Source organism: Vreelandella maris, assembly GCF_013371085.1.
GTDB lineage: Bacteria > Pseudomonadota > Gammaproteobacteria > Pseudomonadales > Halomonadaceae > Vreelandella > Vreelandella maris.
In genome coordinates, this window is record NZ_JABWCV010000005.1 from 171,907 (window position 1) to 186,152 (window position 14,246).

The following is a 14,246-nucleotide window of genomic DNA, read 5'->3' on the forward strand; positions in this document are numbered from 1 at the left end:
GCGCTTCGGCACTGTCCCATTTTTATTGGCTACTTTCTTCCCAGAACAACACGGGAGCGATACCCATGAAAAGACGTCAATTCTTAGGCTTAGCGGGACTCACCGGCATAGTAGGTGCCATACCAAGCCTGTCGTTTGGCTTTCCACGGCTAGATCTTGAACCTGCGCCAGACTTGGAAACGCTAGAGCTTAGCGAAGCCGAGTGGCGTGAGCGACTCTCCGATGAAGCTTACAATGTGCTTCGCGATCATGGCACTGAACCCGCCTTTTCGAGCCCTTTAGATAAAGAGTGGAGAGAGGGCGAGTATCGCTGTGCAGGGTGCGATCTATTACTGTTTACCAGTGAAATGAAATACGATTCCGGTACCGGCTGGCCAAGCTTTTTTGAGCATGTAGAAGGACATATGCTCACCGAGCTTGATTTCAAACTGATTTGGCCCCGCACGGAATACCACTGTGCCCGCTGCGGTGGCCATCAGGGCCATGTCTTTGAAGACGGCCCCGACCCTACCGGCCTGCGCTGGTGCAACAATGGAGTGGCGCTGCGTTTTGTGCCAGCGTGAGCAAGCGGATAGATGGGCGGGTAATCTAAAACAATCAGTAGGAGGGTGGTGTGAAAGGTTGGCTCCAACAACGATGGTCTCGAAAAAAACTCGCCCGTATCCACAACTTGCACGACGTAGAACGGCTCGCCAAAAGAGCGCTACCACGACCTATTTTTGGCTATATCGATCATGTCGCAGAGGATGGGCGAACCCAGCGCGCTAACCTCACTGCTTTTGATGATTATCGCTTTATGCCCAAGGCGTTTGTCAATGTGTCGCAAATTGATCTGCACACAGAACTCTATGGCAAACGCTACGCCGTGCCTTTCGGTATTGCCCCTATGGGCATCAGTGCGCTTTCTACTTACCAGGGCGACCTAGTGCTAGCGCGAGCAGCAGCGAATCGCAACTTACCCATGATTATGAGTGGTTCATCGCTGGTGCCTATGGAAGAGGTGGCGAAGGTGGAGGGTGCCGACTGGTTCCAGGCCTACTTACCCGGCACGCCAGAAGGCATCGAAGCTCTGCTTAAGCGGATCAAGCGAGCCGGTTTCAAAAAGCTGGTGGTCACGCTGGATTACCCAGTGCCGCCCAATCCGGATAATTTCCGGCGTTCAGGTTTTTCCTCCCCCTTGGAGCCAACGCTTCGCTTGGCAATTGATGGGTTGATGCGGCCAGGCTGGTTGTGTAATACCTTTCTTCGTACGCTCTGGAAACAGGGCATGCCGCATTTCGAAAACAACCATGCGGAACGGGGAGCACCCGTGATTTCTCGCCAAGCAGCGCGGGACTTCTCAGGACGTCGCCATTTTGACTGGGGCTATCTCGATCTGGTGCGGCGGTTATGGCCCGACACGCTGATCGTCAAAGGGGTGCTAAACCCCGAGGATGCGGTACGTGCCCGCCAAGCCGGGGTAGATGGCATTATCCTCTCCAACCACGGCGCCCGTCAGTTGGATAGCACTATCTCTCCGCTTCAGGTGCTGCCTGAGATCAAGCGTCGCATTAGCGATATCCCCATTATGATCGACAGCGGGTTTCGCCGTGGCACCGATATCATCAAGGCCTTGGCGCTGGGCGCTGATTTTGTATTCGTGGGGCGCCCCTTTAATTACGCTGCTGCTTGCGCAGGACAGGAAGGCGTAGAGCATGTTGCCACTCTTTTAGAGCGTGAAATCGAGCGCAATATGGCGCTATTAGGGCTGACCACGCTTTCCCAGTTGGACCGTTCATGCCTCTATCAACCCTCATTCGGTAAAGTAACATCAACCATCACAACCTAAACCCTTCAACAATATGCTCGGCCAGGCTGTCGATAATTGGTGATTGGGTAGAAGAGGTGCGTTGTAAAACGATGGACGCTTCTGGCAATTCGGGGAAGCCCTCCTTTACACCCAATATCTGCATATCGGCAGTGACCAGGCTTCGCATCCAGGCAGACACGGCCAAACCCGCGCCAACAACGGCTTGCAGGGTAGCCAAACTGGGGCTGCTGTAAGCAATTCGATAGGTTCGTCCTGCGCGGTCTAGCGCATTACAAGCGTGGCGACGGCAAAAGCAGGGTGCCTCGAACATGGCAAGCGGTACCGGTGTCTGTAAATGGGTGCTGTGGCTCTCTGCGGAGACCCATACCATGGGTTCGCGTCTTAATATGGTGCCAATCTCATCGCCTATTTCCCGGGTCATAATGATCAGATCCAGGCTCTCTTGCGGCTGCTGGGAGAGCACCGAAGAGGGCGCGCAATGTACATCGACGTCCACCAACGGCCAGGCCTGAGAGAAAGTTCTCAGAATGCCGGGTAGGAAGCGCATCACATAGTCATCCGGCACGCCCAGGCGTACACGGCCCACCATGTCCGGCTGGCGCAGCAGCGTCAGTGCTTCGCCCTGCAGCGATAAAATCTTGCGTGCATAGCCAAGCAGCGTATGGCCCTCGCTGGTCAACAACAGTTGGCGATTCTGGCGCACGAAAAGTGGGCGTTCGATAACGTCCTCTTCCAGGCGTTTCATCTGCATACTGACGGCCGATTGAGTGCGGTTTACCGTCTGAGCGGCGCGGGTAAATCCGCCCTGGTCGACTATCGCCACAAAGGTACGCAGCAGCTCATGATCTATGGTGGGTAGTGTCGCCATGGTTATCAATCTTTTTGATGTTGGGTATAAGAAGTATTCGTTGGATTGATTTTAGGCACTGTTCAATACTTCCTTCAACACTTATTCACTACGCCGTTGTTGGCGGCGAAGGGAGGTTGAAATGGAGCGCTCGTTAGCCTGTTTACAGCACAGCCAGTGTCCTTTACAGAACGAACACTGCCAGTCCATTAAGCAGGAACAACCCAGAACTACCTGGGGAGAAAAGTTCTATCGCTGGCGCCAATTGCGTCGCGAGCGGGATACCTTGCGCCATTTGAGCGACGATATGTTGAAAGATATTGGCCTCAGCCGCGAAGCCGTTCAGCGTGAAGCACGACGCCCCTTTTGGGATGATCATGGCTGGCGGCGCTGATGCCGCAAGTCATGCCAGCCATGGCACGTTTGTGATACCTTGTTGGCACTTAAAAATGCTGCATGAGTTAGTTGCAATTTATGGATGTCAATCAGCGTATTATTTCCCGCCTAGCCACCGAGCTAAGCGTAAGACCCGAACAAGTCGCCGCCACGGTGGAGCTGCTGGATGGCGGCGCCACCGTGCCGTTTATTGCCCGTTACCGTAAAGAAGTCACCGGTGCGCTGGACGATATTCAACTGCGCCAACTGGATGAGCGCCTGCGCTACCTGCGCGAGCTGGAAGAGCGCCGCGCCGCGGTGATCGCCGCCATTGATGAGCAGGGCAAGCTGGATGGCCCGCTGAAAGCAAGTATCGAGGGCGCAGAGACCAAGCAGCGGCTGGAAGATTTATACCTACCCTTCAAGAAGAAGCGCCGTACCAAAGCGCAGATTGCCCGCGAGGCGGGGCTCGAACCACTGGCCGATTCGCTGTTGGCCGACCCGACACTCGACCCCGAAAGCGAAGCTGGCAACTACCTGCGACCGGCAGAGGACGATATCCCTGCCATCGAGGATGCCAAGGCCGCGCTGGATGGCGCCAAGCAGATATTGATGGAGCGCTTCGCGGAAGACCCCGAACTGATCGGCCTGCTGCGTGAACGACTTTGGCAAGAGGGCGAACTCAGCGCCCGCGTGCTGGAGGGTAAGCAGCAGGAGGGCGCCAAATTCTCCGATTATTTCGAGCACGACGAAAAACTCGCCAAAGCGCCGTCACACCGTGCCCTGGCGATGTTCCGGGCGCGTAATGAAGGCGTGTTGAGCCTGTCGATTCGTCTGCCCGGTGAAGAGGAAGCCCCAGTGCATCCCGCCCAGGTCACGATTGCCAGGCACTTCGGTATCAGCGACCAGGGCCGTGCGGCGGATAAATGGCTCTCTGAAGTGGTGCGCTGGACTTGGCGCGTTAAGCTCTACACTGCGCTTGAAACCGAGCTATTGGGCCGCTTACGTGAACAGGCAGAGCTCACCGCCATTGAAGTGTTCGCGGCAAATCTAAAAGACCTGCTGCTAGCCGCACCGGCGGGGCAGAAAGTGACGCTTGCCATCGACCCCGGTCAGCGCACCGGCTGTAAGGTCGCAGTGATCGATGCCACCGGGCAGTTTGTCGACCACACCACCATCTACCCGCACGCGCCACAAAACCGCTGGGACGAGTCCCTCAGCGTGCTCGCTAAATTAGCGAAACAGCATGGCGTGCAATTAATTGCCGTGGGTAATGGCACCGCCAGCCGCGAAACCGATAAGCTGGCGGGCGAGCTGCTTAAAGCCCTGGCGCCTGAGTATCGGTTGAGCAAAGTGATGGTCTCGGAGGCGGGGGCGTCGGTCTACTCAGCTTCTGAGTATGCTTCACGAGAAATGCCCGATCTCGACGTTACCGTTCGTGGTGCTGTCTCCATCGGCCGTCGTCTCCAAGACCCGCTGGCCGAGCTGGTTAAAATCGAACCCAAATCGATTGGGGTGGGCCAGTATCAGCACGATGTTTCCCAGGTGCAGCTATCGCGTAGCTTGGAAGTCGTGATTGAAGACTGTGTTAACGCTGTGGGCGTCGATCTCAACACCGCCTCCAGTGCACTGCTTTCACGGGTGGCGGGGTTAAGTGCTGCGCTGGCTGAAAATATCGTTGCTCAGCGCAACGTTAAGGGCGCCTTCAAGAGCCGTAAAGAGCTATTAGAAGTTAGCCGACTGGGCGCTAAAACCTTTGAACAGTGCGCCGGTTTCCTGCGCATTCACAATGCCGATAATCCCCTGGATGCCAGCGCCGTTCACCCGGAAGCCTATCCGCTGGTCGAGCGTATCGCCAAGCAGAGCGGTCGTGAAGTACGCGGCTTGATTGGCGACAGTGCCGCGTTAAAAGCGTTAAAGCCTGCCGACTTCGCCGATGATCGCTTTGGTGTGCCCACGGTGAGCGATATCTTGAAAGAGCTGGATAAGCCTGGCCGCGATCCGCGCCCGGAATTTAAAGCCGCCGAGTTCCGCGAAGGGGTCGAAACACTTAACGATCTTAAACTCTCGATGGTGCTCGAAGGCACGGTCACCAACGTGACACACTTTGGTGCTTTTGTGGATATCGGTGTCCATCAGGATGGCTTGGTGCATATCTCAGCACTGTCGGACCGCTTTATCGACGACCCACGCAGCGTGGTGAAAGCCGGGGACATCGTCACCGTCAAAGTAATGAGTGTGGATATTCCGCGTAAGCGGGTAGGGCTATCGATGCGGTTGGATGACCAGCCGGAAACCGAAAACGCGGCTAATAAGAGCAATGGCTCGCCAACACAACAGCATAGCGGCTCGCGTAAACCTGCGCGCAGCAGTGCAAGGACAACTGAAGCACCGGCGTCAATGGGCGCGTTAGGCGCCGCGCTGTTAAAAGCGCGTGGTGGCAAATAGTCGCGCGCTTTGAAAGCTAATGTTTGGAAAAGCGTCGAGTCTTGAATAGCGTCGTGTCTTGAAAAAAACATGGTTGCCGCCATATCCTGGTTTCTATTTTTGAAACAGCGATGATGGCGATGCCACCTGACTACACCAAGGCCCGCTCACAGCGGGCTTTACTGACAAGGAGTGTTCACCTTGCCTGAACCACTCACTGTGCCATCTGCGCTGACCGCGCAAGTCGAGCGCCTGATCCCCAGTGCGCGCCTTGGTCGGTTGGGCCGCCTGCGTCGTGGGCTTGAAAAAGAGGGGCTGCGGGTTGATGCCAATGGACACATTGCCCAAACGCCGCACCCGCACGCGTTAGGCTCTAAATTAACGCATCCGCATATCACTACCGACTACTCAGAGTCGCTGCTTGAGTACATCACGCCGGTTTACTCCGACCCGAGTGAAGCGCTGTCGTTTCTGTCTGACCTGCATACCTTTACTTATCACCACCTGCAGGATGAATGGATCTGGCCTGGCAGTATGCCATCACGGCTCTCAGGTAATGACAGCGTGCCGATTGCCGATTACGGCTGCTCCAATGTCGGCACCATGAAGCATGTTTACCGCAAGGGGCTGGACATGCGCTACGGCCGCATCATGCAGGCGATTGCGGGCGTTCACTACAACGTATCGTTGCCCGATGACATGTGGCATGCCCTGCGTGAACTGGATAAAGCCACCAACATCCCGTTCAACGATTACCGCTCTACCCGCTATTTCGGCATGATCCGCCACTTTCGCCGCCACAGCTGGCTACTGCTCTATCTGTTTGGCGCCTCACCGGCTATCGACAAGAGCTTCTTGCCGGAAGGAAAAGTGCCTGAAAAGCTGCAGGCACTCAGCGACGACACCTATTTTGCGCCCTACGCGACGACGCTACGTATGTCCGACCTGGGGTACCAGAACAAGGTGCAGTCGCAGCTCAAAATCTGTTTTAACTCGCTATCTAACTACGTCAACACCCTGCGTCATGCCATCTCATCGCCATGGCCGGACTATGAGAAAATGGGCGTTAACGTCGATGGCGAATGGCGTCAGCTGAACGCCAATATTCTGCAGATCGAAAACGAGTACTACAGCGATATTCGCCCCAAGCGTGTCGCCAAGCACAACGAAACCCCCAGCCAAGCCCTCGAAGCCCGTGGCGTGGAGTACATCGAAGTGCGCTGTCTCGATCTCAATCCTTTCGACCCTCTCGGCGTGACCGAAACCCAGATGCGCTTTGTGGACACCTTCCTAATGTGGTGCCTGCTCAGCGACAGCCCCTGGATCTCCGATGAAGAGTGTGACCGCTTGGACGACAACCGTCGCTGGGTAGTCGAGCGTGGCCGCGACCCTGCGCTTAAGCTGTTTAATCATGGTGAAGCGACGTCGGTGCGTGAATGGGGCGAACAAATATTTGCCGAGATGGGTGAAGTCGCCCGCCTATTAGATGCCGTCGAAGAGGGAAGCCCTCATGCTGACGCACTGGCAGAACTCGCTCCACGCCTAGCAGACCCTTCGCTAACGCCATCAGCACAGGTGCTCGAACGGCTCAAAGCGAACGGCGGCTCGCTAAGTGATTTAATGCTTAGCCTGGCCCAGGAGCAGGCGGAGCAGCTGAAAGCAGAACCTATGCAGCGCAGCCGTGAAGCGCTACTTGCTCAACTGATTGAAACCTCGCACCAGCAGCAGCGCGATATTGAAGCCGCTGATAATGAAACCTTTGAAGCGTTTCTAGAGGCCTATTTCGCTAAGGCTCGCGAGTCCCGAGCCTTGTCCGCGTTGCCGTCTGAGGCTCATCAATGATCCTGCATACATATCGTTCGGTTGCCCTGGCCGGGCTGGCCTTCTGCGTTTTAATGATGGCGGTGGCGCTTGGCCTGGAGCATATCGGTGGCTTTGAGCCTTGCCCGCTATGCATTTTCCAGCGTGTCGCGGTGATCGCGGCGGGCATTGTGTTTGCCATTGCCGCCATCCATAGCCCGGCCGGGCGGGTCGGTAAAGTAATTTACGGAGTGCTGGCGCTGGCTGCCGTAGGCACCGGTGCCTTTATCGCCGGGCGTCATGTGTGGCTGCAAGGCTTGCCTGCCGACGAGGTGCCTTCCTGCGGCCCTGGGCTTGATTACATGATGGACATCCTGCCCATGCAGGAGGTGGTGGCCATGGTGCTGACCGGCTCGGGGGAGTGCGCTAATATCGATTTCTCGCTGTTAGGCCTCTCGCTACCCGCCTGGACGCTGATCGGTTTTGCCATTCTGGCAATCGCCCCATTACGGATGCTGTTTTTTAAAAGCCGGGGTTAGCCATGCGACAGGGATAAGAAGCGCCAGCTATAAGGAGATCGGCATGCTTTATCGACATTTCACGACTCAGGAAGAGATCGACCGCGCCTACGACCCGATGATGGGGCGAGACCCGTTGGTGTTGGTAAAGGCGTGGCGTGAGCGCAGCGCAGCATCAAGAGCCAACCATCGCACAACGCTCGATCTGCCTTATGGTCCAACGCTTGCTGAGCGCATGGATATCTTTCATGCCGATGCACCTCATGCTGATACATCTCATGACGAGCATCCAAAAGCCCCGGTGCATGTGTTCTTCCACGGCGGCTATTGGCGCTCGCTGAGCCATCGTGAATTCAGCTTTATTGTCGATGATCTGGTGAACGCCGGTATCACTGTCGCGGTGGTCAACTACGCGCTCTGTCCGCAGGTACGCTTTAGCGAGCTGGTACGGCAGAGTCAGGCTGCGATTGCCTACCTCTACAACCATGCCGCTGAAGTGGGTGTCGATCCGGAACAGCTGAGTGTTTCAGGCCATTCGGCGGGCGGGCATCTATGCGCCATGCTGATGTCGACGGATTGGGAAGGTGCCTTTGGGTTGCCAAATCAACTGATTCGCGGCGCGCTCTGTATCAGCGGGTTATACGACCTACGGCCATTTCCATGGTCGTGGCTACAGCCCAAGCTTCAGCTGAGCGGTCGCGATGTGCAGGAGTTCAGCCCATTATGGCTGCCGTGCCGGGTGCCTGCGCCTATAAAGCTGGTGGCTGGAACAGGGGAGTCTGAAGAGTTTGAAAGGCAGATGAGTAGCTACGCTGAGCATTTGAGCCAGCAAGGCCAAACAGTGACTCAGCAGCTACTTCCTGACGTAGACCACTTCTCGATTCTTGAGCACTATCTAAACGATGGCTGTTTCGTTGAGTGGATTAAAGCGTTTCACGGTTAATAACAGCGCCTCGCTAGAGACGCTGTTATAGCTGTTACGCTTCAGGAATCACCGCCGTCGCTTCAATCTCCACCTTGGCCTCATCCTCAACCAGCCCAGCCACCTGCACCATCGTCATGGCCGGAAAATGCTTGCCCAACACCTCGCGATAGGCGGCTCCTACCTCTTTAAGCCGTGCCAAATACTCCTTCTTATCCGTCACATACCAGGTTAACCGCACGATATGCTCTGGGCCTGCATCCGCCTCTTTCAAGATCGCCACGATATTCTGTAGCGCCTGGTTGACCTGCACGACAAAGTCGTCGCTTTCGAACACCTGGCCAGCATTCCAGCCAATCTGGCCGCCCACGAAAACCGTCTGGCCAGAAGCCAGCACACCATTGGCGTAGCCGATGGCAGGCTTCCAATGGGAAGGGTGAAGAAGTTGATGAAAGGTGGCGTCACTCATGATGGCTATCCTTATAGGTTATCGACGGTAATGCGCTGGCGTATTGCCTCGGTCCATGGCATCGACTTACCGCTATTTAAATCCATAAAAACCAGGGTGGAACAACTCGTTAAGCGCTTCTGTTCGTTGCAGTAAGCGGTGATCTGCAAGGTCAGGCTGCTACGTCCCAGTGACTGCACCAATAACTCGAACGTCAACAGCTCGCCCAACCAACTAGGGGCATGAAACTGGGTGTCGATCGCGGCCGTGGGTACGCCGGTGCCGCTTTCCACGTGCAACTTATTAAAGTCGTGCTGCAAGACCTCCTCAAACCAGTCCTCAACCACGGAGTTAATCATCTCGAAATAGCGGGGGTAAAAAACGATTCCCGCCGGATCACAGTGCTGAAAGCGAACTTTCCGCTGGGTGGTAAACGCCATTGTTATCTTCCTGTTCTATTCTTGGCTTTCTTCTCAATTACACGCCCAGATAACGGTCACGCACCGTGCTGTCCAGCGCGGCGGGCTTGCCGTCCCACACCGTGCAGCCTTTTTCCAGGATGGTGCAGCGGTCAGCAATGGGCAGGATTTCACTCAGCGATTTATCGACCAGCAGGGTAGCTTGCCCCTGCTCCTTGAGCAGACGAATCGCCCGCCAGATCTCCTGGCGAATCACCGGTGCCAGACCCTCGGTGGCCTCATCCAGCACCAGCAGGCGCGGATTGGTCATCAACGCCCGTCCAATAGCCAGCATCTGCTGTTCGCCGCCGGAGAGCGTTTTAGCCATTTGTGCGCGACGTTCTTCCAGGCGGGGAAATAGCGTTTCCACTTTCTCCAGCGTCCACCCGCCGGGGCGGGCCGTGACCAACAGGTTTTCGCGTACTGATAAGTTGGGAAAGCAGCGACGACCCTCGGGCACCAGGCCCAGGCCCGCCTTGGCAATGCGGTAAGCGGCTAGACGGCGTATGTTCTGGGACTCGAACTCAATCGTGCCGCGGCTGGCCGGGGTCAGCCCAAAGATTGAGCGGATCGTGGTGGTCTTGCCCATGCCGTTGCGACCCATCAGGGCAACCATTTCACCGGCAGCGACCTCGAGCGTCACGCCGAACAGCGCCTGAGAAGGGCCATAGAACGTCTCAATATCAGCAACCTTAAGCATCAGAATCTCCCAGGTAGGCTTCACGGACGCGCGGGTCCTGCTTGATCGCGTGGCTATCGCCATGGGCGATCACGCTGCCGGCAACCAGCACCGAGATACGATCTGCCAAACGAAAGACCGCTTCCATATCGTGCTCAATCAGCAGAATGGGTACTTCCAGCTTCAGCGCCTCGAGCAGCTCAGTCAGTTTTGCCGAGCCCTCCGGACCCAAACCAGCCATTGGCTCATCCAGCAGCAGGGCGCGGGGCTTGAGCGCCAGGGCACAGGCGACTTCCACCTGACGACGCTCACCGTGGGAAAGCTCGAATACCGGTGTCCAGGCGCGGTGGCTGAGCTGCATCCGTTCCAGCGCCTCATAAGCTGGCTTTAGCAGTTGTTGGTCCCTGGCGACGGGCTTCCAGAACCGAAAACTGTGACTCTGTAGCGCTTGTACACCCATCATCACATTGCGCATCACTGAAAGCGGCTCAGCCAGCGATGACACCTGAAAGCTCCGCCCCAGCCCAAGACGTGCGCGCTCAGCAATGCTCATATGGGTAATGTCAGTGTCAGCCAGATAGACGCGGCCCTCGTCGGGGCGCAGGCTACCGGCAATCTGCCCGATCAGCGTCGATTTACCCGCGCCGTTGGGGCCAATCAGCGCATGGATTTCACCCGGCCTAAGATTCAGCGAGACATCGTTGGTCGCCTGCAACGCGCCAAAACGCTTGTGCAGCTTTTGCAGTGAAAGGACAATCTCACTCATTGCGCTCACTCCCTGCTAGCCAACCCATGACACCGTGCTTAGCAAATAGCACAACGCCAAGCAGCACCAACCCCAGGAAAAGCTGCCAGTACTCGGTGATGCCACCCAGGAAGGTCTCCATCATCACAAACAGCACCGCACCGGCTAGCGGGCCATAAAGACGTCCTACGCCGCCCAAAATGACAATGACCATCAGTTCACCGGAGAAGTGCCAACTGAGCATCGACGGGCTGACGAACCCGTTCAGGTCCGCGTAGAGCGCCCCGGCAAGCCCGGTGATCGCCGCAGAGATAACGAACGCCACCAGACGAATGGGATACGGGCTGACCCCCGCCGTTGCCAGTCGTACGTCATTCAGACGTGCCATGGTCAGCGCGGCGCCAAAGCGGGATTTCATCAGTCGCGAAGTCAGCGCCATCGCCAGCATCAGCCCGGTGAAGCAGATCAGGAAATAGGTCAACGCATCACTGCTGTCCAACAGGTTGTTACCGACCTGGGGCAGCGTGTTGCGGATATAGATAGGCAGCCCATCCTGACCACCGTAGGTGGGCCAGGAGTTGGCAAAGTAGTAGATCATCTGCGCAAAGGCGAGCGTGATCATAATGAAGTAGACCCCGGTGGTGCGCAGCGAAATGGCGCCGATGGCCAGTGCCAGCAGGGCGCACAGCACGACAGCGGCCAGCCACACTACCAGTAGGCTATCGCTGCCCGGCACGCTGAAGGGCCAGCTCATGAAGGGCGTCATGTCGAAGGCATGGTAGGCGCTGATTCCCGCCACATAGCCACCCAGGCCAAAATAGGCCGCATGACCGAAGCTCACCATGCCGCCATAGCCAATTGCCAGGTTGAGCCCGACGGCCGCCATGGCAATGATGGTGACTCGCGAGGCCAGATTGACGTAATAGGTGTGACCCAAAAAATAGGCCGCCACAGGCAGTAACAGCAGCAGGCCGAGCAGGATCATCTGAACCAACCCTTTGCGGTCGAAGTGGCTCTCCGCATGGGTGGCTGGCGCAGCGTTCTTGGAAAGGGGAGTGGTATTAATCATTGGCAGCAAACAGTCCCTTGGGCTTGAACGCGAGGATGACGGCCATGAGGATATAGATCAGCATCGCAGCCAGTGAAGAACCGACCCCGGTGGCCTCGGAAGGCGGCATGAATGTTTGGAAAAAAAGCGGGAGGTAGACTCGCCCCAACGTATCGACAACCCCCACCAGCAGCGCACCGAGTAGCGCGCCCTTGATCGAACCGATCCCGCCGATCACGATGACCACGAAGGCCAGGATCAGCACCGGCTCGCCCATACCGACCTGCACGGACTGCAACGCCCCCACCAGCGCACCGGCCAAGCCCGCCAGCGCAGCCCCCAAGGCAAATACCACCGTATAAAGCTTGGCAATGTTGACTCCCAGTGCGCCAATCATCTCGCGGTCGCTTTCGCCCGCCCGAATGCGCATGCCTAGCCGTGTGCGGGAAATCAGCAAATAAAGGGCAATCGCGATAGCGACCCCCACCCCGATCAGCACTAGCCGGTAGACCGGGTAGCGGGTATCCCCCGGCAGAGTAACAAACCCCGTAAGCCAGGAGGGCGGACTCAGCCATAGCGGCGAAGAGCCGAAGATCCAGCGTGTGCCTTCTGAGAAGATCAGTATCAGTGCAAAGGTCGCCAACACCTGGTCGAGGTGAGGGCGGTGATAAAGACGGCGTATGACTATCAGCTCGACCAGTGCGCCGACCAGGGCCGCGGCCGTCATGCCTGCCGCCAGGCCGATCAGAAAAGAGCCCGTTGAGGCTGTGACCGCGGCCGTGGCATAGGCGCCCACCATGTAAAAAGAGCCGTGGGCAAGATTGATCAGCCCCATTACCCCGAATACCAGGGTGAGGCCGCTGGCCATCAAAAACAGCATCGTGCCTAGCTGAACGCCGTTAAGTAGTTGCTCGATTAGCAGGGTAACGGACACGTTGGTTAACCTTGACGAAGGTGAAGAGAAATGGCTGGGTGCACGCACCCAGCCGAGGCCAGCTTACATTTCGCACTGCTCGTAGTAGACATCCTGGATATCTTCAATCGCCACACCGATCAGGCGATTGGTGGGCTCGCCATCATCACCTTCCACCACTTCACGTACATAAATGTCCTGGATGGGGTGCTGGTTGGGGCCAAAGCGGAACTCACCGCGCACGCTGTCGAAGTCGGCGGCCCGCAGTGCTTCGCGGAAAGCATCTTTGTCATCAGGGTGGGCAGTTTCAAGCGCACTGAGAATCAGGTTGGCAGTGTCATAACCCTGTGCCGCATAAAGTGTTGGCAAGCGGTCATAGGCCGCCTGGAAACCCTCTACAAAGCTTGCGTTGGCTTCATTCTCCAGATCGTAGGCCCATAGCGAGGTATTACGAGCGCCAATCGCTGCACTGCCTACCGCTTTGATAAGAATTTCATCAAACGAGAACGCCGCGCCAAAGATCGGCATATCGACACCGGAGCTTTCCCACTGCTTCATGAACGAAATGCCCATACCGCCAGGCAGGAAGAAGAACAAGCTGTCGGCATCGCTGTCACGAATCTGAGCGATTTCGGCGGCATAGTCGGTCTGGCCCATCTGGGTGTAAAGCTCGCCAACGACCTCACCTTCATACAGGTGCTTGAAGCCCGCCAGAGCATCAGTACCCGCCGGGTAGTTGGGGGCCATGATGATCGGGCGCTCATAACCTTCTTCGCGCATGTAGGCACCCATGGCGCCATGCAGGTTGTCGTTCTGATAGGCCACGTTGAAGTAGTTCTCGTGGCACATACGACCAGCCAGGTCGGAAGGGCCCGCATTGGGGGAGAGGTAGAAGGTGCCTTGGCGGGTAACGGAGGGCACCACCGCCATCGCCAGGTTGGACCAGATGATGCCGGTGAGAATATCAACATCATCACGCTGTATAAATTCATTGGATAAACTGCGCGCCAAGTCAGGGCGTCTAGCATCATCCTGAATCAACACTTCCACATCGTCGCGGCCAGACTGCTCCAGCGCCAGCATGAAACCATCGCGAACGTCCACGCCCAGATGCGAGCCGCCGCCTGAAAGGGTGGTGATCATGCCAATTTTGACGTCTTCAGCTTGCGCGGTCAGCACGCTTGAAGAGAGCAGTAAGCCAAGGCCAAAGCGGGATATCATTTTCATGGATCATTCCTCATTTTTTAATCGTTTAT

General features: G+C 56.8%; 15 protein-coding genes. 7 read left to right on the top strand and 8 right to left on the bottom strand.

All coding sequences use genetic code 11. From position 1 onward, the window contains the following. The first annotated feature begins 65 nt into the window (after window positions 1–65). Window positions 66–563: a peptide-methionine (R)-S-oxide reductase MsrB gene (gene msrB, locus HUO07_RS05915; protein ID WP_101145324.1), complete on the top strand. Its 498-nt coding sequence runs from the start codon at window positions 66–68 to the stop codon at window positions 561–563. 50 nt (window positions 564–613) lie between these two features. After that, a complete protein-coding gene (locus tag HUO07_RS05920) occupies window positions 614–1,828 on the top strand; it encodes an alpha-hydroxy-acid oxidizing protein (protein ID WP_176302784.1) in 1,215 nt (404 codons plus the stop codon). On the opposite strand, the gene HUO07_RS05925 is transcribed toward HUO07_RS05920, so the two are convergent. Then, window positions 1,818–2,678, bottom strand: coding sequence for a LysR substrate-binding domain-containing protein (locus HUO07_RS05925; protein WP_176302785.1), 861 nt, complete (start codon window positions 2,676–2,678; stop codon window positions 1,818–1,820). The two genes, HUO07_RS05920 and HUO07_RS05925, sit on opposite strands and share 11 nt — an antisense overlap. Window positions 2,679–2,799: 121 nt before the next feature. On the opposite strand from HUO07_RS05925, the gene HUO07_RS05930 reads away from it, so the two are divergent. The 5 genes from HUO07_RS05930 to HUO07_RS05950 all read left to right on the top strand — a co-directional run bounded on the left by HUO07_RS05930 (window position 2,800) and on the right by HUO07_RS05950 (window position 8,720). Further along, a complete protein-coding gene (locus tag HUO07_RS05930) occupies window positions 2,800–3,051 on the top strand; it encodes a DUF1127 domain-containing protein (protein ID WP_176302786.1) in 252 nt (83 codons plus the stop codon). Window positions 3,052–3,131: 80 nt separating this feature from the next. Then, the gene (locus HUO07_RS05935) at window positions 3,132–5,480 is read left to right on the top strand and encodes a Tex family protein (protein ID WP_176302787.1); all 2,349 of its coding nucleotides are present in this window, start codon (window positions 3,132–3,134) and stop codon (window positions 5,478–5,480) included. Window positions 5,481–5,660: 180 nt separating this feature from the next. Next, window positions 5,661–7,301 carry a glutamate--cysteine ligase gene (gshA, locus tag HUO07_RS05940; protein WP_176302788.1) on the top strand — a complete coding sequence of 547 codons (1,641 nt, stop codon included), beginning with the start codon at window positions 5,661–5,663 and terminating at the stop codon, window positions 7,299–7,301. Further along, on the top strand, window positions 7,298–7,798 hold the full coding sequence (locus HUO07_RS05945) for a disulfide bond formation protein B (RefSeq protein WP_176302789.1): 501 nt from the start codon (window positions 7,298–7,300) through the stop codon (window positions 7,796–7,798). Before gshA ends, HUO07_RS05945 begins: the two co-directional genes overlap by 4 nt. A gap of 43 nt (window positions 7,799–7,841) precedes the next feature. Further along, window positions 7,842–8,720, top strand: a complete 879-nt coding sequence (locus HUO07_RS05950) for an alpha/beta hydrolase (protein WP_176302790.1) — start codon at window positions 7,842–7,844, stop codon at window positions 8,718–8,720. A 34-nt stretch (window positions 8,721–8,754) separates the two neighbouring features. Here HUO07_RS05950 and HUO07_RS05955 read toward each other — a convergent pair whose 3' ends face one another. The 7 genes from HUO07_RS05955 to HUO07_RS05985 all read right to left on the bottom strand — a co-directional run bounded on the left by HUO07_RS05955 (window position 8,755) and on the right by HUO07_RS05985 (window position 14,217). Then, complete coding sequence (locus HUO07_RS05955; protein ID WP_176302791.1) at window positions 8,755–9,168, bottom strand: RidA family protein; 414 nt, start codon at window positions 9,166–9,168, stop codon at window positions 8,755–8,757. Between the two features lie 11 nt (window positions 9,169–9,179). After that, complete coding sequence (locus HUO07_RS05960; RefSeq protein ID WP_176302792.1) at window positions 9,180–9,587, bottom strand: acyl-CoA thioesterase; 408 nt, start codon at window positions 9,585–9,587, stop codon at window positions 9,180–9,182. A gap of 37 nt (window positions 9,588–9,624) precedes the next feature. Beyond that, on the bottom strand, window positions 9,625–10,305 hold the full coding sequence (locus HUO07_RS05965; RefSeq protein ID WP_176302793.1) for an ABC transporter ATP-binding protein: 681 nt from the start codon (window positions 10,303–10,305) through the stop codon (window positions 9,625–9,627). Next, on the bottom strand, window positions 10,298–11,050 hold the full coding sequence (locus HUO07_RS05970; protein WP_176302794.1) for an ABC transporter ATP-binding protein: 753 nt from the start codon (window positions 11,048–11,050) through the stop codon (window positions 10,298–10,300). Before HUO07_RS05970 ends, HUO07_RS05965 begins: the two co-directional genes overlap by 8 nt. Next, window positions 11,043–12,098: a branched-chain amino acid ABC transporter permease gene (locus HUO07_RS05975; protein ID WP_176302795.1), complete on the bottom strand. Its 1,056-nt coding sequence runs from the start codon at window positions 12,096–12,098 to the stop codon at window positions 11,043–11,045. Before HUO07_RS05975 ends, HUO07_RS05970 begins: the two co-directional genes overlap by 8 nt. After that, window positions 12,091–13,011, bottom strand: a complete 921-nt coding sequence (locus HUO07_RS05980; RefSeq protein ID WP_176302796.1) for an ABC transporter permease subunit — start codon at window positions 13,009–13,011, stop codon at window positions 12,091–12,093. Before HUO07_RS05980 ends, HUO07_RS05975 begins: the two co-directional genes overlap by 8 nt. A gap of 63 nt (window positions 13,012–13,074) precedes the next feature. Further along, window positions 13,075–14,217 (bottom strand): ABC transporter substrate-binding protein, encoded by a 1,143-nt coding sequence (locus HUO07_RS05985; RefSeq protein ID WP_176302797.1) that lies wholly within the window; start codon window positions 14,215–14,217, stop codon window positions 13,075–13,077. Window positions 14,218–14,246: the final 29 nt, after the last annotated feature.